Source organism: Alistipes finegoldii DSM 17242, from assembly GCF_000265365.1.
Lineage (GTDB): Bacteria > Bacteroidota > Bacteroidia > Bacteroidales > Rikenellaceae > Alistipes > Alistipes finegoldii.
The window spans coordinates 3,226,834-3,247,949 of record NC_018011.1 but is presented as its reverse complement, the minus strand read 5'-3'; the positions used below and the strand labels follow the sequence as shown (position 1 = coordinate 3,247,949).

The window sequence follows — 21,116 nt, the reverse complement described above, 5'->3', positions numbered from 1 at the left end:
GACCTCCGTACCCTGCCGGTACGGAGGTCTTATTTATATATGTATCAAAATTTTCTGCAAAAATACAGTACTATGCATTGCAAAGTATAAACATTTTTACATATCTTTGCCACGTCAACTAAAATGCTACGCAGATTACAATTAAACGCAGAATATTATGAAAAAACTTATCCTCCTTATCCTGCTGCTCGCAATGGCTGCGGCGAACGCAACAGCGGCCCGCATGTATCCGGCCGGAGGCCGCGTCGTGGACGCGCAGGGACAGGCCGTGGAGTATGCGACGGTGGTACTGCTCAGGGGCGGCGAGCAGGTGGCCGGCATGGCGACCGACGACGCCGGACGTTTCGAGCTGAAGGTCCCGACGGGCGAATACACCCTCTCGATCCAGTATCTGGGTTTCGATCCCGTCCTGCGGCAGGTGCGCGTCGATGCGGACAACGATCTGGGCGACATCGTGCTGAAAAGCTCCTCGACGCAGATCGAGGGCGTGGTGGTCAAGGCGCAGCTGATCCGCCGCGAGGCCGACCGCTTTGTCGTCGATGTGGCCAACGCCCCGGCGGCGATCGGCAAGGATGGCATCGAACTGCTGGAGCGCGCTCCGGGCGTATGGGTGGACGACGAGAAGATCTCGATCAACGGCAAGAGCGGTTCGAAGGTGTACGTCAACGACCGCGAGCTGCGCATGGAACCGGCGCAGCTGCTGACCTACCTGCGTTCGCTGCGCGCCGACGACATCCAGAAAATCGAGGTCGTGCCCACGACCGGCGCGGACTACGATGCGGATTCGTCGGGCGGCATCATCCGGATAACGCTCCGCAAACGCCGCGAAAACGGCATGGAGGGGTCGCTGTCGGTCGATTCGCGGCTGGGCCGCTGGGTGCGGTCGGTCAATCCCCGTGCGCGCGTCAACTACCATTCGGGACGGCTCGACCTCTACGGGCTGGCGTGGTTCAACCTCGAAACCGACGAATTCGAATCGGACGAAAACACCCGCTACACGTCGGGGAGCAACAGTCTCGAAGCCCACTCCGAAAAATTCGAACGCGACCGGAATTTCGGCGCGAGCTTCGGTTCGGTGTACGAGATCAATTCCCGCCAGAGCGTCGGCGCGGAGTTCGAATACTGGCGCAACCGCGAAAAAGGTCCCAACGACTCCTACACGGACTTCACGGCCGAAGAGGGGGTGACCCGCACCGACAGCCGCTATGACAATTTCACAGCGCGCAACAACTACTCGCTGACGTTCAACTACATCTGGAAGATCGACTCGCTGGGTTCGACGCTCAAGGTGCTGGCCGACTACAACCGCCGCACCACGGACGCCGAGAACGACAACTTCAGCCGCATAACCGCTCCGGCCCCCGCGCCCGCCGCAGACTCGGCCTACCGCGACAATTCGGTCTCGGTCTACAACGTGACCACCGCCACGCTGGCCTTCGACAAGAAATTCTCGCCCCGCTGGTCGCTGCGGGCCGGCGCCAAGTACACCTACAACGACATGCACAACGACGCGCTGTACGAATACCTGAAAGACGACGCATGGGCGCGCAACGACAACCAGAGTTTCACGATCAACTACACGGAGAACATCGCCGCGGCGTACGGCATCGCGTCGGCCAATCTCGGACGCTGGAGCTTGGTGGCGGGAGTGCGCGGCGAGTACACCCGCACCGAAGGCAAAGGGCACGGCATCGCGCAGAATTATTTCAGTCTGTTCCCCAACGCCAACGTCTCCTATGCACTCACCAAGGACGGCGCCTATTCGCTGATCGCACAGTACGCCCGCACAATCGAGCGGCCTCGGTTCTGGACCCTCAACCCGCAGCGGTTCCAGATTTCGGACTACACCTATCAGACGGGAAATCCGGAACTCGATCCGGCCTACAAGCACGACGCGAGCCTGACGCTGGTGCTGAAACACAAATACACGCTTACGGGCGGCACCGTCGTCCAGACCGGCGAAATACAGCAGACGATGCGTCCCGACGCCGACGACCCGAAGCGGCTGTGCATAGCGTGGGTCAATTACGACACGACGAAGAGTTATTACGTCTCGGCCAATGCGCCGTGCCAGTTCGCCAAATGGTGGACCATGAACCTCAACGCCACCTACATCCGTCAGGGCCAGCGCGTCGACCAGCATACGCCCGAAGCGCATTACAACTTCTATTTCGCGAACGCTTCGACCACCTTCACGCTCCCCGCGAAGTTCTACATCGACCTGTCGTACCGCCTTCAGGGCCGCATGGACTTCGGCAACTGCTGGGTGGAGCCGATGCACTTCCTCAATGCGGGGATCAAAAAACGGTTCGGCGACAAGTTCACCGCCGCATGCTCGGTGCGCAACCTGATCGACCGCCCGCAGCACGTCGGCGCACGCGGCGAAGGATTCGTCCGCAGGGTGGATGTGTCCCAGCAATGGAACTGCCGAGAATTCCGCATTTCGCTGAGCTACAACTTCAAGTCGGGCAAGGCCTTCAAGCGCAGGGCCGTCGAGGCGGGTTCGGCCGACGAGAAGAGCCGGTTGTAGATCGTCCGCGCGGCAACCACCCCTGACGACCATGGCGGACAGGAAAAAGAGAATGCGGCTTAATGCCGCATTCTCTTTCATACTCCGCCACTACCCTACCGCGCCCGGCGGAACCGCAGGTGCGGAAAGGGAATATGCAGTGACCGACCGGCGATGATGAGCGTCACGGCAACCAAAATCAGCACCACGCCCAGCACGATGCGCGGCGTGAGCCGTTCGCCGAAGACCACGACGCCGAAAAAGAGGGCCGTAAGGGGTTCCAGCGCACCGAGAATCGCCGTGGGCGTAGAGCCGATGGCGCGGATGGCGGCGGCCATCGTCACCAGCGACACGATCGTCGGAAAGAGCGCCAGCGAGACGGCGTTGATCCAGAGTCCGGGCGTGGGGATCGCCTGCAGGTCGGCGCAGAAGCGCAGGCGCACGACATAGACGCTCAGGCCGAACAGCAGAGCGTAAAAGGTGAGTTTCTCGGTCGGCAGGCCGCGCAGCGACGAGCGGTTGACGCCCACGATGTAGACCGCATAGCAGAGCGACGAGAGAAAAACCAGCGCGACGCCGAGAAAGGAGAGCGGCTCACCGCCGCCTTTGTAGAGCATGGCGATGCCGGTGAAGGCCAGCAGGATCGAGAGCATGGTGATCCGGCTCACTTTCTCGTGGAAACCGACGGCCATGATGACCGCGACCAGCACGGGATAGAGGAACAGGATGGTCGAAGCGATGCCCGCGTCCATGTGGTTGTAGCTCTCGAACAGGAAGAGCGACGAGAAAGAAAAGAGCAGTCCCATGACCGCCAGCGGCACAAGGTCGCGGCGGCGCACGGCGAACGACTGCCGCCGGACGAGCATCAACGCGCCCAGCATCGCCGCAGCCAGCAGATAACGGTAGAAAAGCACCGAATCCACTCCCATGCCCGCCTCGTAGAGGGGCAACGTGAAGAGCGGATTCAATCCGTAACTGGCGGCGGCCACGGCACCCAGCACGCAGCCGCGCGACTTAGCGTTCGCCATTTCCTTTAGAACTGTACCTGCGGCGCGGCTTCGGAGCCTTCGGCCGACTCGAAGTAGGGCTTCTGCTCGAAACCGAACATTTTGGCGACGAGGTTGGCCGGGAAGCGGCGCACGGAGACGTTATAGGTCCGGGCCACTTCGTTGAACTGCTTGCGGGCCACCGAAATACGGTTTTCGGTGCCTTCGAGCTGCGCCTGCAGTTCGAGGAAGTTCTGATTGGCCTTCAGGTCGGGATAGCTCTCCGACACGGCAATCAGGCGGCCCAGCGCCGAGCGCACCTGCGCCTGCGCCTGCTGGAACTCGGCCAGCTTTTCGGGCGTCAGGTCGTCGGCCGACAAGTTGATCGAGGTGGCTTTGGCGCGGGCTTCGGTCACCTCGGTAAAGGTCTGCGTCTCGTGGGCCGCATAGCCCTTGACCGTATTCACCAAATTGGGAATCAGGTCGGCACGACGCTGATACTGCGTCTCGACGTTGGCCCATGCGGTCTTAACGCCCTCTTCCTTGTTGACGAATCCGTTGTACGTTGCATAGAAGAAGATCACCACGAGGGCGGCGACTCCAATCCAAATCCATTTTTTCATAATCGACAATTTTTTATTTTTAATACACAATTTTCAGTCATATCTTTCCGCCTTCGGCCGCTGCAGCCGCCTTCGGCGTCACTCACGAATCTCAAATCGGTCCTCCCTAAGCCCCCGGCGAAAAGAGTCGCCGCACGCGGCCGGAATTACGGGTGAAGACAGCCGACGGACTATCGGACAGCCGGACGACCGGACGGCGGAACTACCGGACGGCGGAACTACCGGTCTGCAGAACAAACCAACCGGCGGCCAACCGAGCAAGCGAGCTGCCGGACCGGAGAACCAACGAACCGGCGGTTTCCCGGACCGACGGACGACCGGACGGCCGAACCGGCGGTCTCCGGACCGGCGAACGGACATCCGCCCCTACCAGCGCGATCCGGCGCCTCCGCCCCCGAACGACCCGCCGCCGAAACCGCCGCCGAAGCCGCCGCGCGATCCGCCGCCGAAACCGCCGAAACCGCCGAAACCGCCGAAGCCGCCGAAGCCGCCGATGATCGTCCCGCCGCCACCGCCGAAATTGTCGTCGCGCAGATTTTTGGCCCGCCGCTTCACCACGGCCCCGCAGTTGGAGCAGACGTAGGTGTACTCGACCAGCCGGTAGCTGGGAGTCACCTGCAAAATACGGTTCGACTGCTGCCGAAGCGTCGGTTTGTGGCACTTCGGGCAGCGTTTGCGGGCATAATAGCCGAGCATGACGACGCCCAGCGGCAGGACGACGAATCCGACGACGATCAGGAAGACGGCCCACGACGGAAGCTCCCCGTCCGCGGTATCCGTACCGCCCAGATCCAGTTCGCTGCCTTCGAGCAGCTGCGCCGCGGCTTCGACGCCCGCGACCATGCCGCGGCTGTAGTCGCCCTCGCGGAAGGCGGGCAGCATGTATTTCAGCTGAATCCGCTTGCAGACGGCGTCGGGAAGCACGCCTTCAAGCCCTCCGCCCGTGACGAAGCGGATTTCACGCCGGTCCCTGACCAGCAGGATGCCCAGCCCGTTGTCGTTCTCGGCGCGCCCCACGCCCCACTGCGTAAAGAGATCGACGGCGAAATCGAAGACGTCGCCGCCCGCAATGTCGTCCACGGCCACCACGGCCACCTGAGCAATCGCCCGGTCGCGGAGCGCCCCGCAGACCGAGTCGATACGCGCTACGGCGCCGGGCGAAAGGATACCGTCGGGATTCGACACGTAGCGCGTACGGTCGGCGCGCTGGACATTGGGGATATCCTCGGCGCGGTAGCTCCGGGCCTGCGCCGCAAGGCTCGCAAAGAGCAGCAGGCAAAGAATGATAAAGCGTCTCATATTCATCGGCAAAAATAGCAAATATTCCGGAACCGGAACGGATTCCGGCAGGAAGTTACCGGACAAAATGCAAAAAAAAGGCCGCCCTGTCGCGCGGCGGTCTTTTTTCGGCGGCACAGAGGCGTCAGCGGGTCAGGATGCGGTAGCTCCACGGCGCCATATCCTCCTCGACGTGGCCGCGGAGTTCGCCGGGGCGGCCCGTCATGGCGTCGGTGTACATGCCGGCGTAGATGCCCGTATAGTAATCGGCATGGATCGCATAGGGCGAGAGGTTCATGACCGCGACGACGCAGTTGCCCTCCGCCTCGCGGACCGCAATCATCAGGCAGTCCTCGGCGTTGTTGCGTATCTCGATCATCTCGCCGCCCCGTTCGCCCGATGCGAGCGCCGGATTGGCGTGCCGCAGCGCCGTCAGACGGCGGTAGAACTCCGAAAAGGGATTGGAGCCGTAGGCGGGAAGCGGGTCGCGGTCGAAGAAGGCGAACGAATGGTCGTAGCCGATCTCCTGACCGGTGTAGATCAGCGGCAGGCCGCGCGGCACGACGAAGGTGAAGACAGCCATGATCTCGCGGGCGGCGCCCATGCGGGCGAACTCCGAGCCGTTCCACGAATTCTCGTCGTGGTTGGAGGTGAAGGCCAGCCGCATGGCCGAACGGGGATAGCGCCGGCGGTCGGCATAGATGTAGTCGCGCAGCGACGTGACGCGGACCCTTTGCTGCGCCACGTCGTTCATCAGGTGGTGCATCTCCCACGCATAGCAGGCGTCGAAGGCTCCCCCGTCGAAAAGGTAGGTCTCCTCGGCTTCGGCCAGCATGAACAGATCGGGCTTCACCCGCCGCAGGCGTTGCGCCGTCTCGTTCCAGAATTCGATCGGAACCAGCATCGCCATGTCGCAGCGGAAGCCGTCCACGCCGTGTTCGCGGACCCAGAATTCCATGGCGTCGCCCTGCGCGCGCCACACTTCGCGTTCGGCATAGTTGAGTTTGGCCGTATCGGTCCAGTCCCAAGGCACGGCGGGCGCTCCCGAAGCGTCGCGCTCGTACCACGAAGCGGGCTTCTCGGTCACCCAGCGGGCGTCGCGCGCCGTATGGTTGGCGATCCAGTCCAGCAGCACCTTCATACCCAGCCGGTGCGCTTCGACGACGAAGGCGTCGAAATCCTCCATCGTGCCCAGACAGGGATCGACCGCACAATAGTCGCGGACCGAATAATAGGAGCCGAGCGAGCCTTTGCGCCCCTCGACGCCGATCGGATAGACGGGCATCAGCCACACGGCGTCGATGCCCATGTCGCGCAGGAAGCCCAGTTTCGCGGCCGCGGCGCGCAGCGTGCCTTCGGCCGTCAGCTGGCGCACGTTCATTTCATAGAGCACGGCCTGATAACTCCATTCGGGATGTAACATTTCCATAGCTTAAATAAAAAGGTCGGTTTTCGGGGTGTCAAATGTACGTTTTTTTCCGGACAAACGCTCCGCCCCGATCAAAAACAGGCATAATTCGACGGAAATAGCTGACTCAGGGCGCATTTATTTCATGGAAAATTCTTACCTTTGCGCACGATTATAAAAACGCCTTAATCAAATATGAAACATTTACGTCTCCTTATGCCGGTCGTACTGACGGCTCTACTCGTCACGTCATGCGCCTCGCAAAAGCGTGCATGGTACCTGCAGGATGCCCAGCCGTTCACGCCCGAACAGATCGCAGAAAACGGCCAGATACGCATCAAGCCCCTCGACAGGCTGACGATCGTCGTCAACAGCAAGGACCCCGAACTGGCCGTGCCGTTCAACTCGTCGTCGTCGCTGAGCTCCCTGACCGGAGCGACCAATTACGGAAGCGCCACCAACCAGTCGCTGCAAATCCGCACGGTGGATGAAAACGGACAGCTCGAAATGCCCGTGATCGGAAAGATCGAGTGCAAGGGCAAAACCCGGAGCGAACTGGCGCAGGCCATAGCCGACAAGATCGTCGAGGGCGGGTATATCAACGACCCGACGGTAAACGTGCAGTTCGCGGACATGAAGATTTCGGTAATCGGCGAGGTGGCACGTCCGGGACACTACGACGTCACGCGCGACAAACTCTCGATCTTCGACGCGCTGGCCATGGCCGGCGACCTGACGATCTACGGTATCCGCACCGACGTGGCCGTGGCCCGCGAAGTGGACGGAGTGCGCACCATCGAGTACCTCGACCTCACGTCGAAGGAGCTGTTCAACTCCCCCGCGTTCTACATCCAGCAGAACGACGTGATCTACGTCAAGCCCAACAAATACAAGGCGCAGGCCGGTGAAATCAGCCAGAACCGAAACTTCTACCTTTCGCTCGTGGGTACGGCTATTTCCGTGGCGACGCTCATCATAACCCTGACCAAATAAGACCGGCCATGACAGAACAGAACATCAATCCGCATCTGCTGAACGAAGAGTCCGAAAACACGAACGGCATCACGCTCCACGACCTGATTCAGATGGTTCTGGCCAACTGGTACTGGTTCGCGCTCTCGGCGATCATCTGTCTGGGAACGGCCTATTACTATCTGGCAAGCACCCCGAAAATATACAGCCGGACGGCGACCATCCTCGTGAAGGACAGCCGCAAGGGCGGCGACACGGATCTGGGCGCGTTCAGCGATCTGGTGGGATTCCAGAACCGCCGCAACGTAGACAACGAGGTCTACATCCTCCAGTCGCACCGGCTGATGTCGGAGGTGGTCAAGCGCCTCCACCTGACAGTCAACTACTCGGTGCGGGAAGGGCTGCGCACGGCGGACCTGTACGGCCGTTCGCCGATCGAAGTCGATTTCATCAACGACAACTCCAAGCAGAAGCTTTCGCTGGAGGTCACCCCGCTCAGAAACGGCAAGATCGAGCTGACGGACTTCGAGGACAAGTTCGTGACGCGGCAGGAGACCAAGCGGGTCATTCTGGCCGAATACGGCGATACGGTCGCCACGCCCGTCGGGCAGGTGGTCGTGCACAAGACCCTGTTCATGGACTCGACCTATCTGAAAAAACCCATCACCGTAATCAAGAATTCGCTCGCGGCGACGACCAACGCCTACCGCGCCGCGGTGAAGAGCGACGTGGCCAACAAGCAGGCGTCGATCGTGACGATCTCGATGAACAATTCGGTGCCGCGCCGCGCCGAGGACGTGATCAACACGCTGATCGCCGTCTATGAGGAAGACGCCATCGCCGACAAGCGCCAGCTGTCGGTGGTGACGGCCGACTTCATCAAGGAGCGCATGCAGGTAATCGGCCGCGAGCTGGGAGACGTGGACCGCGACATCGAGGACATCAAGAAGAGCAACAAGATGATCGACATCACCTCGGAGGCGACCCGCACCATCACCGAGAGCACGCGCTACAAGGCCGAAAGCCTGACGATCGAGAATCAGATAAGCGTCGCCGACTTCATCCGCGAATACCTCAACGACCCGTCGCATGCGGGCGACCTGATCCCGATGGTGGCCTCGATGACCAACAACGGCATCGTCGCGCAGATATCGGAATACAACGAGGCCATCCTGCGCCGCGAGAAGCTGCTGGAAAACAGCTCGGAGCGCAGTCCGGTCATTCAGGACCTAGACAACGGGCTGGCCGCCGTGCGCCGCTCGATCATCGCCTCGCTCAACTCGCACATTTCGACGCTGGAGATACAGCTCGAAACCATGCGCAAGGAGGAGGCGCAGGTCAACCGCCGCATCTCGACCATGCCTTCGCAGGAGAAGGTCATGCTCGACATCATGCGTCAGCAGAAAATCAAGGAGGAGCTGTTCCTCTACCTGCTCAACAAGCAGGAGGAGACGCAGCTCAACTACGCCGTGGCCGAGAGCAACTCGCGCACGATCGACATGGCGTACGGAAGCGCGCGCCCCGTATCGCCCCGCTCGACGATCATCCTCGGCATCAGCCTGCTGGCAGGTCTGGCCATTCCGTTCGGCATACTCTACCTGATCGGCATGCTCGACACGACCATCCGCGGCCGCAAGGACGTGGAGGAGAACCTCAGCGCACCGTTCCTCGGCGACATACCCTTCCTCGAAGGGGACAACAAGGGCGGCGTGGTGGTCCGGGAAACCGGACGCGACGCGCTGTCGGAGGCGTTCCGCATCCTGCGCTCGAACATGACGTTCATGAACGTCTCGTCGGGCAAGGAGATCAAGTGCGTGCTCTTCACCTCGTCGGCCCCCCATGCGGGCAAGACGTTCGTGGCGATGAATCTGGCAATGACGCTGGCCATGGCGGGCAAACGGGTCGTGCTGATAGACCTCGACCTGCGCCTTCACGCGCTCACGACGCACTTGGGACGCAGCAACAGCAAGAACGGCATGTCCGGTTATCTGGCCGGAACGATCACCGACATCGACCAGCTGGTGACGAACATGGGCTTCCACGAGAACCTCGACGTGATCTGCGCCGGCATACAGCCGCCCAACCCCACCGAGATGCTGCTCTCGAACCGGCTCGACAAGCTGGTAGAGCAGCTGAAGGAGCGTTACGACTTCGTATTCATTGACAGCACACCGGCCATGTCGGTAGCCGATGCGGTGATTACGGACCGTCTGGCCGACCTCTGTATCTATATCGTGCGCGAAGGCGTGCTCGACCGCCGTCAGCTGCCCGACATCGAACGGCTCTACCGCGAGAAGAAGTTCCATAACATGTGCATCGTGCTCAACGGCACACGCACACGCCGCCATGGCTACGGGTACGGATACGGCTATGGTTACGGGTATGGATACGGTTACGGATACGGCTATGGCGACGACCATCAGGAGGTAAGCTACCGCAAGCGGATCAAACTTTTCTTCAGCAAACTCGCACGTAAAGTAAAGAAATAATATGGCTATACACAATGCATTGATCGCCGTGGATTTCGACGGCACGGTGGTAACGCACGCCTACCCCGAAATCGGGGACGATGCAGGCGCGGTTGCCGTACTCAAAGAACTCACCGACAACGGATGCCGGCTGATACTCTACACGATGCGTTCGGGCGCACTGCTCGACAAGGCAGTCAAGTGGTTCAGGGACCGGGAAATCCCGCTCTACGCCATCAACGAAAACCCGTCGCAGCAGCGCTGGACTTCGTCGCCGAAGATTCATGCGGACCTCTATATCGACGACAGCAACTTGGGCTGTCCGATCCGGTTCGTGGACGGCGTGAAACGGCCGGTGGCGGACTGGACCAAGATCCGGGAGCAGCTGGTACGGGAGGGATTTCTGGACTGACCGGCCGGCCGCAGGTTGTTCGACGGCTGCGCAACAGGTTCCCAACAGTTGTTAACCAAAGATAAAAACAGGACTTTTCGGAGTCCTGTTTTTTTATTTTGCGGAACGGATGAAAGGTACGGAAGGTCCTGCCCGGACGGAATGGCGCCGGAAAAGGCGGCGGGATAACAGCTGCGAAAGAAACAGCAGACGAGAAGCGGCAGACGGAAAGCGGCAGAAAAAACGGCAAGACAACCGCGGACAAAGACAACAGGGACAGGCAGCCGAAAAGACGTCGGAAAACAATAGGACAATGCGGGACAAAAGATAAGGGGCGGCTTTCGGGCCGCCCCTTATTATAACGCCGGGAACTAAGCCCAGAGATTGCGGGGGTATTTGCCCTCGGCGATCATCTTCTCGATCGAGGCCATCAGCGCGGGTTTGTCCTCCTTGTAGGTGACGCCGTGCCACTGGGCCGCCGAACGGAGCACGCGCAGGGACGCCGCGCCCTCGCCGATGAGTTTGTTGACCATCGTCGGGATGTAGAACTCCGATTTGAGGTTCTCGCGGTTCTCGGCGAGCCACGTCTTGAAATACTCCTTCGAATAGGCGAAGAAGTCGGGCGTGAAGCCGAAGAGGTTCATCGAAACGGGGGTATCCTCGGCAAGCTCTTCGTCGGCGCCGCCGTCGTGGAAGAGGATTCGGCCGTCGGGCATGCGCTCGATCTGCGTACGCTCGACCATCGACGTCAGGTTGCCGTCGGCATCCACGCCGCAGACGCCGCGCGATACGGTGCCGTTGTCCGAAAGGGTCCGGTTCAGATCGTAAGCGACCATGCAGTAGCGGTTTTTGCTGTCACCGAGCTGCGAAAGGTAGTCGCCGATGGTCTGGTAGGCTTCGGCGCCGTAGAAGTCGTCGGCGTTGATGACGGCGAACGGCTCGTGCACGGCGTCGGCAGCCATCATCACGGCATGGTTCGTGCCCCACGGCTTGACGCGGCCTTCGGGAACCGAAGCGCCTTCGGGCAGATAGTCCAACTCCTGAAAGACGAACTCGACGGCGATGCGGCCGCCGAAACGCTCGGCCGAAAAGACCTCGCGGAACTCCTTCTCGAAGGAGTGGCGAATGACGAATACGACCTTGCCGAAACCGGCGCGGATCGCGTCGTAAACCGAATAATCGATAATGGCCTCGTTATTGGGGCCGACCCCGTCCATCTGCTTGAGCGAGCCGTAGCGCGAACCCATGCCTGCGGCGAGGACCAGTAATGTAGGTTTTACCATACTTTTTATCTGTTTTTGGCGTTAAAATCAAAACGATTACAAAGTTAAAAAATTCACCGCGTTCCGCAAAGGTTTTCTATGAAATTGGTTATCTTTGCATGGATAATTGCAATGGTTTGATGAAATTTTTAAAGAACATACGGGCATGGCAGCGCAGCTTTTTCCGCAAACGCCGCTTCAACATGCTCAACGCTACGGACAACAGCGAAGAGTGGCACATGCACCTCTCGCCGGCCAGCATCTTCGCAGCATTCGTTTCATTCGCACTGCTGCTCTTTATCCTCATCCTCACGCTGGTGGCGTACAGCCCCGTACTGGAATTCCTGCCGGGCTACCGCACCGAAGCCGACCGCTCGCGCGAAAGTCTGGTACAGAACATCATCCGGCTGGACTCGATGGAGCGCATGATGAACGACATGCTCACCTACAACCAGAACATAGCCCTGATCATGGAGGGCAAGACGCCCGTGGCGCGGGTGCTCGCCAATTCGGACAGCACGCGGGCCACGAAGGTGCTGGTGATGCCCTCGCCCGAAGATTCGGTGCTCAGGGCGCAGATGGAGGGCGACGGCGAGTACGCCGTCACGGGCCGCAGCGGCGGCTCGCGGCGCTCGGTGCGTGAAGCGATCGAGCTGGCGACGCCCGTCGAAGGCATCATCACCGACCGGTTCGACATCCGCAACGGCAACTTCGGCATACGTATTGCGGCGGCGGCCAGCGACCGCATAGCGGCCGTGGACAACGGCACGGTGGTGCTGAGCCTCTGGACCCCCGAAACGGGCTACATGGTCGAACTGCAGCACGCCGGGAATCTGCTGTCGGTCTACAAGGGACTCTCGCAGTCGCTGGTGACCAAAGGGCAGACCATCCGCGCGGGCGAGCTGATCGGCTACAACGCCGAAGCCGAGCAGGGCGAGGTGAGACTCTTCGAATTCGAACTCTGGAACAACGGCAAGCCCGTCGATCCCGAAGGATATATCGTCTTCCAATAGATCCGCATGAAACAACGATTGGCAATACTGGGTTCGACCGGTTCGATCGGCGTGCAGACGCTCGACATCGTACGCGAGAACCCCGATTTTTTCGAAGTGCGCGTGCTGACGGCCAACAGCAACTGGCAGCGGCTGGCGGCGCAGGCGCGGGAATTCGACGCAGACACGGCGGTCATCGCCGACAAACGATATTACACCCGGCTGCGCGACGCGCTGGAGGACACCGACGTCAAGGTTTACGCCGGAGAGGAGGCCGTGGCGCAGGTCGCGGCGGGCGGCGACACCGACGTAGCAGTCAATGCGCTGGTCGGCTACGCGGGGCTGGCGCCCACGGTGGCCGCGCTCGGAGCGGGCAAGAAACTCGCGCTGGCGAACAAGGAATCGCTCGTCGTGGGCGGCGAATACGTGATGCGGCTGGCGGCCGAAAAGCGTGCGCCGATCCTGCCGATCGACTCGGAGCACTCGGCGATTTTCCAGTGTCTGGCGGGCGAACAGTCCCCCGTGCGGCGGCTGATAATCACCTGCAGCGGCGGCGCGCTGCGTGACCTGAAGCGCGAAGAGCTGGCCGGAGTGACGGCCGAGCAGGCGCTGCGCCATCCCCAGTGGGAGATGGGCGCGAAGATCACGATCGACTCCTCGACGCTGGTCAACAAGGGTTTCGAGGTGATCGAAGCCCACTGGCTGTTCGGCACGCCGGCCGAGAAAATCTCGGTGGTGCTGCATCCGCAGTCGATCATCCATTCGATGGTCGAATTCGAGGACGGGGCGATCAAGGCCCAGCTCGGAACGCCCGACATGCGCATGCCGATCAGCCTCGCGCTGATGTACCCCCGACGGGCGAACCGTCCCGGCGAGCGGTTCGACTTCCTGAAGCATCCGCAGCTGACATTCGCCGAGGTGGACCGGGTGAAATACCCGGCGCTGGACATCGCCTACGACTGTCTGCGGCGGCGCGGCACGGCGGCCTGCACGATGAACGGCGCCAACGAAGTGGCCGTCGCGGCGTTCCTCGGCGGCAGGTGCGCATGGCTCGACATCGTGCGCGCCATCGAACATGCGCTCAATCGCGCATCGTTCGCTGCGGCCCCCACCCTCGCGGACTATGCGGCGGCGGACGGCGAAGCACGCCGGCTGGCCGCGGAATTTTTAGCCTTGTAACCAAAACACGGACATGGATATTATCATCAAGATCATTCAATTTTTCCTCTGCTTCACCATTCTGGTGGGCATTCACGAACTGGGACACTTCCTCATGGCGCGGGTCTTCAAAATCCGCGTCGACAAGTTCTATATCTTCTTCGACCCGTGGTTTTCGCTCTTCAAGTTCAAGCGCGGCGACACCGAATACGGGCTGGGCTGGCTGCCACTGGGCGGATACTGCAAGATCGCCGGCATGATCGACGAGTCGATGGACAAGGAGCAGATGAAACTGCCCCCCAAGCCCGACGAATTCCGCACCAAACCCGCATGGCAGCGTTTTCTGGTGATGATAGCCGGCGTGGTGATGAACGTTCTGCTGGCCATCTTCATCTACATCGGAATCTGCTACACGTGGGGTGACAACTACTTCTCGAACGAAGATGCGCGCTGGGGATACACCTTCAACGAAGCGGGCCGCAAGCTCGGATTCCAAGACGGCGACAGGATCGTTTCGATCGACGGCGAGGCGGTGGACAACGTGAACAAGATCGTCAATGCGCTGATTATCACCGAAGGCGAACGCCGCGTGGTGGTGGAACGCGAGGGCCGGCAGGTCGAGCTGACACTGCCGCTGGGCGAGCTGATCGAAATGCGCCAGAACAAAGGTTACGAAGACTTGCTGGCGCTCCGCATGCCGTTCCTGATCGACAGCGCGGTGTACGAAACGGCGTCGGCGCTCAGGCGCGGCGACGAGATCGTGGCGATAAACGATGCACAGGGGCTGGAATACCCCGCTTACAGGGAGTACCTGAAGGCCCATGCGGGAGAGGATGTGACGCTGACCGTCAAACGCGAAGGCGACATGCTGCTGGAGCTGGTCGTTCCGGTGTCGGACGAGGGAAGACTGGGCGTGACGGCGCTCAATCCCTACAAGCTCCGGACGCAGAAATACACCTTCTGGCAGGCGATTCCGGCAGGAATCAGCAAGGCGGGCAAGGTGATGTCGTCCTACTGGGAACAACTGAAGATGATCGTACAGCCCAAGACCAAGATGTACGAGGAGTTGGGCGGCTTCATCGCCATCGGCAGCATCTTCCCCGGAGACTGGAACTGGGAGGATTTCTGGATGAAGACGGCGTTTCTGTCGATCATCCTCGCCGTGATGAACATTCTGCCGATACCGGGACTCGACGGCGGGCACGCCATCTTCACGTTCTGGGAGATGATTACGGGCCGCAAGGTGAGCGACAAGATACTGGAGGGCGCGCAGTACGTGGGGCTGTTTATCATCCTGCTTCTGCTGCTGTACGCCAACGGCAACGACATATACCGGTTTTTCATAAAATAAGATGAAAATAACAAATTGCGCAGATGCCTTGCGGCGGCACCATTTCGAGGTTGAGACGGTCCGGGACACGGACGAAGCTTTCGCCGTAATAAAGGCCGCCGTCGAGACCGAACGGCCGGAAACGGTATCGTTCGGAGATTCGATGAGCATGCGCGCCACGGGCGTCATCGAATGGCTGCGCGGCGACGGAAGGTACAGGCTGCTGGACGGATTCGACCCCGCGATGACGTACCCGCAGCGGCTCGAAATACGCAGGCAGGCGCTGATGTCTGACCTCTTCATCACGGGCGTGAACGCCGTGACGGCAGAAGGCACGCTCCACTGGCTCGACAAGGTGGGAAACCGCATCGCTCCCGTGGCGTTCGGGCCTCGCAAGGTGATTATCGTGGCGGGACGCAACAAGATCGTCGCAAACCGGGACGAGGCCGAAGAGCGCATCCGCACGATCGCGGCGCCGCAAAACATAGCGCGCCACCCCGGATTCCGCACGCCCTGCGCCAAGACCGGCGTATGTTCGGACTGCAATTCGCCCGACCGGGTATGCAACACCCGCATGGAGATGCTGCGCTGCTGGCCGGACAAGCGCGTGCTGGTGGTGCTGATCGACCAAGATTTGGGACTTTAGCGATATACGGACTATGGGAAAACTGAAAATACTGACAGCGCTGCTTCTCGCAGCCGCACTCACGGCCTGCGGCGACGATTCGGACGTCTTCTACACGACCTCCTACCCCGTCGCCCGGATCGAGATATCCGTAAGCCTGAGCGAACCGGAAAAGCCGGATCCTGAAAACCCTGATCCGGAGAATCCCGACCCCGAAAATCCCGATCCGGAAAATCCCGATCCGGAAAATCCCGATCCGGAAAATCCCGATCCGGAAAATCCCGATCCGGAAAATCCCGATCCGGAAAATCCCGATCCGGAAAATCCCGATCCGGAGAATCCGGACGCAGGAACTTCGCAGACGGAAAAGCCGGAGAATCCGGAAGAGCCGGAGAATCCGTTGCTGGAGGAGATCCGGAACGACGCGCTGGCCAAGGCTCCCGTGCAGGCGGGCGGCAGCTACCGGCTCGACTTTACGCACCACAACGGCGGTCCGCTCGTCGTCCGGCCTGCGGCCGACGCCGAAACCGTCACGGGCACATTCATAAAAGAGCCGGACAAACCGGAGGAGCTGCACTTCACGTTCGGAGAACAGGCCTACACCTGCAAGGTTTCGGGCTATACGGACACCGACGACCTACGCAAAACGCTGTTCAGCGTCGATCTGACCGAGGAGTACAAACAGCTCTATCCCGATGCGGGCATCACGCAGGTGATCCGGAAGGAATACACGTCGCACCCCTATTAACCGACACGCGATGGCAAAAGTCAAAAAGGCATACTTCTGCAAAAACTGCGGATTCGAAGCTCCCAAATGGCTGGGCCGCTGTCCCTCGTGCGGCGAATGGAACACCTTCACCGAGGAGATCGTCGCCCGCGAAAGCGGCTCGGTGCCGGCCAATGTCGCAGGCTCCCTGCCCGCAGCCAAGCCCCAGCGCGTACGCGACATCCGCGAGAGCGAACACCGCCGCATGGACCTCGGCAACAGCGAGGTGAACCGCGTATTGGGCGGCGGCATGGTGCCGGGGTCGCTGATTCTGCTGGGCGGAGAGCCGGGAATCGGCAAATCGACCCTTTCGCTGCAGCTCGCGCTGGCGGCGAACGGACTCAAGACGCTCTATGTTTCGGGCGAGGAGTCGGCCGAGCAGATCAAGATGCGCGCGGGACGCATCGGCATCGGCAACGACGAATGTCTGATCTATCCCGAAACGCTGCTCGAAAACATCGTCAACCAGATCGGCGAACACCGGCCCGATCTGGTGGTGATCGACTCGATACAGACCATCTACACCGACCTGCTGGACTCGTCGGCGGGAAGCGTGTCGCAGATACGCGAATGCGCGGCGACGCTGCTCAAATACGCCAAATCGACCGGCACGTCGATCTTCATCATCGGCCACATCACCAAGGACGGAACCATCGCCGGACCCAAAATTCTGGAACATATCGTGGACGTGGTGCTGCAGTTCGAGGGCGACAGCAACAACATATACCGCATCCTACGCGGCATCAAGAACCGTTTCGGCGCGACGTTCGAAATCGGGGTTTTCGAGATGCTCGACAACGGACTGCGCGGCGTGGACAACCCGTCGGAGATTCTGCTCACGCACTACGAGGAGCCGCTGAGCGGCATCGCGGTAGGCGCTTCGGCCGATGGCGTGCGCCCCTACCTGATCGAGGTGCAGGCGCTGGTGAGCGGCGCGGCGTACGGCACGCCGCAGCGTACGACCACGGGCTACGACACCAAGCGCATGAACATGCTGCTGGCCGTGCTGGAGAAGCGCGTGGGAATGAAGATGTTTCAGAAAGACGTCTTCCTGAACTTCGCCGGAGGATTCAAGGTCGCCGATCCGGGGCTGGACCTCGCGGTCGTGGCGGCGGTGATCTCCTCCTACTATGACCGCCCCGTGGCCGAGGGCGTCTGCTGCGCGGGAGAGATCGGGCTTTCGGGCGAGGTGCGCCCCGCACCCCGGACCGAACAGCGCATCAGCGAGGCGGCACGGCTGGGTTTCAAACGCATCATCGTCTCCGGCTACCTCGGCAAGGGCGGCAAACGTCCCAAAGGAATCGAAATAGTCACGATAAACAGCATCGATCAGCTGCCCCGCGCGCTCTTTGTGGAATAGATTTTGCTCTGTACTCCTGCAAAAAGGAGTAAAAGATGCAAAAGCGAATTGTCATATTGGGCGGAGTGGGATTTATCGGCACACACCTCTGTCTGCGCCTTCTGGAAGAGGGCCACGAAGTGTTTTGTGTCGATATCCGCGACGCCGTGAATTCGCCGCTGCTGCGCAGCGTACTGCAGCATCCGCTGTTCCGGTACGTCCACCACAACATCATCAATACATTCGGAATCCGCTGCGACGAGATTTACAACCTCACTTCGTCGTCGCGCGTGCGCTACAACAAGGCGCTGCCCGTCGAGACGCTCCGGATCAACATGCAGGGCACGATAAACGCCCTCGACACCGCGCGCATGGAGCATGCGCGGATATTGTTCGCCTCGTCGGGCTGCGTATACGGCGCGGGATACCGCGATCCGGCGACCGATCCAGCGGCGGGATATTCGGGGCAGTACATTCTGAGCGAAGGCAAGCGCGCGGCGGAAGCCTTGCACCGGGCCTATCAGGAGGAGCTGGGCGTGGACGCACGCATCGCACGCATCTTCAACACATACGGAAGCGGGGCCGACATCATGGACCAGCGCGTGGTGATGAAGATGATCGTGGCGGCGCTGCAGAACCGCGACATCCCGGTCAACGGCAGCGGCGAACAGATGCGCACCTTCTGCTGGGTCGAGGACATGGTGGACGGACTTGTACGGATGATGGAAGCCACGCCTTCGGAGCAGACCCACACCTTGGATCTGGGCAGCAACCACGAAATCTCGATACGCGCGCTGGCCGAAAAGATCATCTCCCTGACGGGAAGCCGCTCGCGGATCGTACACCGGGCGGCACGTCCGGACGATGCGCGGCGGAGGATACCCGACATTTCGGCCGCACGCCGCGAACTGGACTGGACGCCCCGCACGCCGCTGGCCGAGGGGCTGCGCCGCACGATCAGCTATGCAGAAAAAGAGTTGACAGACAAGGTCTACACGGAGCTTACATGGGCGGAAATGAACTAAACACGACAAATATGACAGCAACGGATTTTGACAAGATTATCTGGCGGGACGCACTGACGTTCGTGGATTTCTTCGCAACATGGTGCGGGCCGTGCCAGATGATGCACCCCGTCATAGACCGGTTTCAGGAGAAGATGAACGGCCGCGTGGATGTCTACAAGGTGGACATAGACGACCGGGACATGCTCGAAATCGTACACCGCTACAACATCATGTCGGTACCGACGCTGATGTTTTTCCGCCGCGGCGAGGTGCTGTGGCGCGAAAGCGGCCGCATCGGCTACGACCATCTGGCGAACGTACTCAGGGAGTTGGAACAGCGCGAGCAGGTGGGGCAGCGCTGACAGGCGGAAGCTATGCTTCCAGACGCCAAGTAAGCTCCTCGTGGACGTAGTCTTCGGCAGGGAGCTTACCCAGAGAACCGGCTGCGCGGAGTACCGCCTGCCGGTTCTCCTCGTTCAGGCCGCCGACGGCAGACAGCAGCGCGACGGCCCCCTGCGCGATCAGGCGGGCGGCCGAAGATGCGGAAAGCGGAGCGGCGGCAGGCTTGGAGAGGGATTCGGCGGCGCATACGGCGGCGCGGCGGACCGCTTCGACGGCGGGCGCGATCCATGCCGCCGTAAGAAGATCGCTGCGGGCGGCGGAGTGCAAGGCGGCGTATCGAAGCAGCGGATTCGGGTCGGCGATCCATGCGTCGAACAAGGCCGGAAGCGCTGCGGAGCGGCTCAGGAAAGCGAAAGCGGCTTCTTCGGCGACTTCGGAATTGACGATCCCGGCCGCCCATGCCGGAAATTCATCGGGCGTAAGCGATTCGGGCCGGGCGATATGCAGCGCCGCAAGGCGCAGTTCGCGGACCTCCTGCAAATAAAGATAACGGGCGAAATCGTGGTCGGGAGTCTCGGCGCGCGCGAGTTTGCGCAGCGTCGGCAGGCTCACGCCGTAGTTGAGACCGTACGGTGCGCCGTAACAGCGCATCGCATCGGCGACGGCGCCGTTCCGCTCGCGGCGCAGCTCGCCGAGCAGCGCCACCATACGCGACGTGAAGTCCATGGACGGGATTATTTGCGGCGGGGAAGCGCCACGTTGATCGTACGGCCGAACTCGAAGAGGGGCAGCACCGCACGGGCATATTCGCGGCCGCCGGCGATGACCGTGCAGACCGAAGGATCGGCCACGCGGCATGCGACGACGTTGGTCTCCTTGGCCGAAGCTTCGAGCGCATTGGAGGTGTTGCCCGAAGGTTCGATCTGCAACAGCACCATGTCGCCCGAAAGATCGCTCTCAGGGAGCAGACCTGCGGCCGGGCTGAAGCGGCAGACGATATACTGCTTCTTGTCGGCCTGAGGATAAACCACATAGCGGCGCGTTTCGGTGGTCACGATGCGTTTGCCGAGAAACAGCTCAAGATAGCTCTGCTCCAGACGTTCGATCTCCGCAAGGGCGGATTTGAGTCCTTCGCCGAAGACGTTTTCACCGGCTTCGCCCGTAATCAGTTCGAGACGGTGCTTGCGGAGCGAAAAGATCGTATTGGCGGCTTCGCGGGCGGCGTCTTCCAGCGCCAGCACCGTCATGTCGTTCTTGTCGGCCTGCAGGCGGGCGAATTCGTCGTCGGACGCAGCATGGGTCATGACACGGCGCGAAAGCTCGGCCGGGGCGGGTGCGTCGAGGCATGCCTTGGCATCGAGCAGAGCCACGGCGGCTCCGGTAACGGCCCAGCCGGTCTTGTCGGTGAGCGGAGCGCGGACGCCGAGGAATTTCTGCGCATAACGGGCGTAAGGACCGCTGAGGGTCACGTCCTTCTCGACGGTGACGTCCACGGCCAGCACCGTGCGAGGCTGGGAGACGACGATGCCGTCGGCGGTTTCGTTCGCGCCCTGCAGGGCGATGTATGGATTTTGCGCCGCCGCGCCGCCGCATACGGCGAGGGCGAGGGCGAGAAGTCTGAGTTTCATGGTCTCGAAGTTTTTATTCACTGATACAAATG

Annotated in this window: 19 protein-coding genes; 12 read left to right on the top strand and 7 right to left on the bottom strand. The window is 61.0% G+C overall.

Annotation, left to right across the window (positions count from 1 at the left end):
- Positions 1-157: 157 nt before the first annotated feature.
- The gene (locus tag ALFI_RS14025) at positions 158-2,530 is read left to right on the top strand and encodes a TonB-dependent receptor (protein ID WP_014776293.1); all 2,373 of its coding nucleotides are present in this window, start codon (positions 158-160) and stop codon (positions 2,528-2,530) included.
- A gap of 95 nt (positions 2,531-2,625) precedes the next feature.
- Here the strand turns inward: ALFI_RS14025 and ALFI_RS14020 are convergent, their stop codons facing one another.
- The 4 genes from ALFI_RS14020 to ALFI_RS14005 all read right to left on the bottom strand — a co-directional run bounded on the left by ALFI_RS14020 (position 2,626) and on the right by ALFI_RS14005 (position 6,825).
- Positions 2,626-3,537 (bottom strand): DMT family transporter, encoded by a 912-nt coding sequence (locus ALFI_RS14020; RefSeq protein WP_009596571.1) that lies wholly within the window; start codon positions 3,535-3,537, stop codon positions 2,626-2,628.
- Between the two features lie 5 nt (positions 3,538-3,542).
- Complete coding sequence (locus tag ALFI_RS14015) at positions 3,543-4,118, bottom strand: LemA family protein (RefSeq protein WP_009596617.1); 576 nt, start codon at positions 4,116-4,118, stop codon at positions 3,543-3,545.
- A gap of 366 nt (positions 4,119-4,484) precedes the next feature.
- Complete coding sequence (locus tag ALFI_RS14010; RefSeq protein WP_014776292.1) at positions 4,485-5,417, bottom strand: TPM domain-containing protein; 933 nt, start codon at positions 5,415-5,417, stop codon at positions 4,485-4,487.
- A 124-nt stretch (positions 5,418-5,541) separates the two neighbouring features.
- Positions 5,542-6,825, bottom strand: coding sequence for an alpha-amylase family glycosyl hydrolase (locus ALFI_RS14005; RefSeq protein ID WP_014776291.1), 1,284 nt, complete (start codon positions 6,823-6,825; stop codon positions 5,542-5,544).
- Positions 6,826-6,999: 174 nt separating this feature from the next.
- On the opposite strand from ALFI_RS14005, the gene ALFI_RS14000 reads away from it, so the two are divergent.
- From ALFI_RS14000 to ALFI_RS13990, 3 genes are read left to right on the top strand one after another with little or no spacing between them, the layout of a single operon-like run.
- Positions 7,000-7,797, top strand: a complete 798-nt coding sequence (locus tag ALFI_RS14000) for a polysaccharide biosynthesis/export family protein (protein WP_014776290.1) — start codon at positions 7,000-7,002, stop codon at positions 7,795-7,797.
- 8 nt (positions 7,798-7,805) lie between these two features.
- Complete coding sequence (locus tag ALFI_RS13995; RefSeq protein ID WP_014776289.1) at positions 7,806-10,265, top strand: GumC family protein; 2,460 nt, start codon at positions 7,806-7,808, stop codon at positions 10,263-10,265.
- A gap of 1 nt (position 10,266) precedes the next feature.
- Positions 10,267-10,656, top strand: coding sequence for a hypothetical protein (locus ALFI_RS13990; protein ID WP_009596573.1), 390 nt, complete (start codon positions 10,267-10,269; stop codon positions 10,654-10,656).
- Between the two features lie 350 nt (positions 10,657-11,006).
- Here ALFI_RS13990 and ALFI_RS13985 read toward each other — a convergent pair whose 3' ends face one another.
- Positions 11,007-11,918 (bottom strand): nucleotidyltransferase family protein, encoded by a 912-nt coding sequence (locus ALFI_RS13985; protein WP_009596562.1) that lies wholly within the window; start codon positions 11,916-11,918, stop codon positions 11,007-11,009.
- Positions 11,919-12,037: 119 nt separating this feature from the next.
- On the opposite strand from ALFI_RS13985, the gene ALFI_RS13980 reads away from it, so the two are divergent.
- The 8 genes from ALFI_RS13980 to ALFI_RS13945 are packed head-to-tail and all read left to right on the top strand — an operon-like array spanning position 12,038 to position 19,476.
- Positions 12,038-12,910, top strand: a complete 873-nt coding sequence (locus ALFI_RS13980; protein ID WP_009596604.1) for a murein hydrolase activator EnvC family protein — start codon at positions 12,038-12,040, stop codon at positions 12,908-12,910.
- 6 nt (positions 12,911-12,916) lie between these two features.
- Positions 12,917-14,068: a 1-deoxy-D-xylulose-5-phosphate reductoisomerase gene (dxr, locus tag ALFI_RS13975; RefSeq protein WP_014776287.1), complete on the top strand. Its 1,152-nt coding sequence runs from the start codon at positions 12,917-12,919 to the stop codon at positions 14,066-14,068.
- A gap of 13 nt (positions 14,069-14,081) precedes the next feature.
- Positions 14,082-15,398 (top strand): RIP metalloprotease RseP, encoded by a 1,317-nt coding sequence (gene rseP, locus ALFI_RS13970; protein WP_009596564.1) that lies wholly within the window; start codon positions 14,082-14,084, stop codon positions 15,396-15,398.
- A gap of 1 nt (position 15,399) precedes the next feature.
- The gene (locus tag ALFI_RS13965; RefSeq protein WP_009596599.1) at positions 15,400-16,023 is read left to right on the top strand and encodes a lactate utilization protein; all 624 of its coding nucleotides are present in this window, start codon (positions 15,400-15,402) and stop codon (positions 16,021-16,023) included.
- A gap of 13 nt (positions 16,024-16,036) precedes the next feature.
- Positions 16,037-16,750 (top strand): hypothetical protein, encoded by a 714-nt coding sequence (locus ALFI_RS17525; protein ID WP_014776285.1) that lies wholly within the window; start codon positions 16,037-16,039, stop codon positions 16,748-16,750.
- A 10-nt stretch (positions 16,751-16,760) separates the two neighbouring features.
- Positions 16,761-18,128 (top strand): DNA repair protein RadA, encoded by a 1,368-nt coding sequence (gene radA / locus ALFI_RS13955; RefSeq protein WP_009596568.1) that lies wholly within the window; start codon positions 16,761-16,763, stop codon positions 18,126-18,128.
- A 35-nt stretch (positions 18,129-18,163) separates the two neighbouring features.
- Positions 18,164-19,132 carry an NAD-dependent epimerase/dehydratase family protein gene (locus ALFI_RS13950; RefSeq protein WP_014776284.1) on the top strand — a complete coding sequence of 323 codons (969 nt, stop codon included), beginning with the start codon at positions 18,164-18,166 and terminating at the stop codon, positions 19,130-19,132.
- Positions 19,133-19,143: 11 nt separating this feature from the next.
- Entirely contained in the window at positions 19,144-19,476 is a 333-nt protein-coding gene (locus ALFI_RS13945) for a thioredoxin family protein (RefSeq protein WP_009596611.1), read from the top strand.
- A gap of 10 nt (positions 19,477-19,486) precedes the next feature.
- Here the strand turns inward: ALFI_RS13945 and ALFI_RS13940 are convergent, their stop codons facing one another.
- Together ALFI_RS13940 and ALFI_RS13935 are read right to left on the bottom strand one after the other, a co-directional pair.
- Positions 19,487-20,182: a DNA alkylation repair protein gene (locus ALFI_RS13940; protein ID WP_014776283.1), complete on the bottom strand. Its 696-nt coding sequence runs from the start codon at positions 20,180-20,182 to the stop codon at positions 19,487-19,489.
- Positions 20,183-20,190: 8 nt separating this feature from the next.
- Positions 20,191-21,084 (bottom strand): DUF4831 family protein, encoded by an 894-nt coding sequence (locus ALFI_RS13935; RefSeq protein ID WP_014776282.1) that lies wholly within the window; start codon positions 21,082-21,084, stop codon positions 20,191-20,193.
- Positions 21,085-21,116: the final 32 nt, after the last annotated feature.

Bases quoted from the DNA above. Each gene is read 5' to 3' on its own strand.
- ALFI_RS13995 (WP_014776289.1), top strand. From the start codon at position 7,806: ATGACAGAACAGAACATCAATCCGCATCTGCTGAACGAAGAGTCCGAA.
- ALFI_RS13945 (WP_009596611.1), top strand. From the start codon at position 19,144: ATGACAGCAACGGATTTTGACAAGATTATCTGGCGGGACGCACTGACG.
- ALFI_RS13980 (WP_009596604.1), top strand. From the start codon at position 12,038: ATGAAATTTTTAAAGAACATACGGGCATGGCAGCGCAGCTTTTTCCGC.
- dxr (WP_014776287.1), top strand. From the start codon at position 12,917: ATGAAACAACGATTGGCAATACTGGGTTCGACCGGTTCGATCGGCGTG.
- ALFI_RS13985 (WP_009596562.1), bottom strand. From the start codon at position 11,918: ATGGTAAAACCTACATTACTGGTCCTCGCCGCAGGCATGGGTTCGCGC.
- radA (WP_009596568.1), top strand. From the start codon at position 16,761: ATGGCAAAAGTCAAAAAGGCATACTTCTGCAAAAACTGCGGATTCGAA.
- ALFI_RS14025 (WP_014776293.1), top strand. From the start codon at position 158: ATGAAAAAACTTATCCTCCTTATCCTGCTGCTCGCAATGGCTGCGGCG.
- ALFI_RS13935 (WP_014776282.1), bottom strand. From the start codon at position 21,084: ATGAAACTCAGACTTCTCGCCCTCGCCCTCGCCGTATGCGGCGGCGCG.
- ALFI_RS13950 (WP_014776284.1), top strand. From the start codon at position 18,164: ATGCAAAAGCGAATTGTCATATTGGGCGGAGTGGGATTTATCGGCACA.
- ALFI_RS17525 (WP_014776285.1), top strand. From the start codon at position 16,037: ATGGGAAAACTGAAAATACTGACAGCGCTGCTTCTCGCAGCCGCACTC.
- ALFI_RS14015 (WP_009596617.1), bottom strand. From the start codon at position 4,118: ATGAAAAAATGGATTTGGATTGGAGTCGCCGCCCTCGTGGTGATCTTC.
- rseP (WP_009596564.1), top strand. From the start codon at position 14,082: ATGGATATTATCATCAAGATCATTCAATTTTTCCTCTGCTTCACCATT.
- ALFI_RS14010 (WP_014776292.1), bottom strand. From the start codon at position 5,417: ATGAGACGCTTTATCATTCTTTGCCTGCTGCTCTTTGCGAGCCTTGCG.
- ALFI_RS14020 (WP_009596571.1), bottom strand. From the start codon at position 3,537: ATGGCGAACGCTAAGTCGCGCGGCTGCGTGCTGGGTGCCGTGGCCGCC.
- ALFI_RS13940 (WP_014776283.1), bottom strand. From the start codon at position 20,182: ATGGACTTCACGTCGCGTATGGTGGCGCTGCTCGGCGAGCTGCGCCGC.
- ALFI_RS14005 (WP_014776291.1), bottom strand. From the start codon at position 6,825: ATGGAAATGTTACATCCCGAATGGAGTTATCAGGCCGTGCTCTATGAA.
- ALFI_RS13965 (WP_009596599.1), top strand. From the start codon at position 15,400: ATGAAAATAACAAATTGCGCAGATGCCTTGCGGCGGCACCATTTCGAG.
- ALFI_RS14000 (WP_014776290.1), top strand. From the start codon at position 7,000: ATGAAACATTTACGTCTCCTTATGCCGGTCGTACTGACGGCTCTACTC.
- ALFI_RS13990 (WP_009596573.1), top strand. From the start codon at position 10,267: ATGGCTATACACAATGCATTGATCGCCGTGGATTTCGACGGCACGGTG.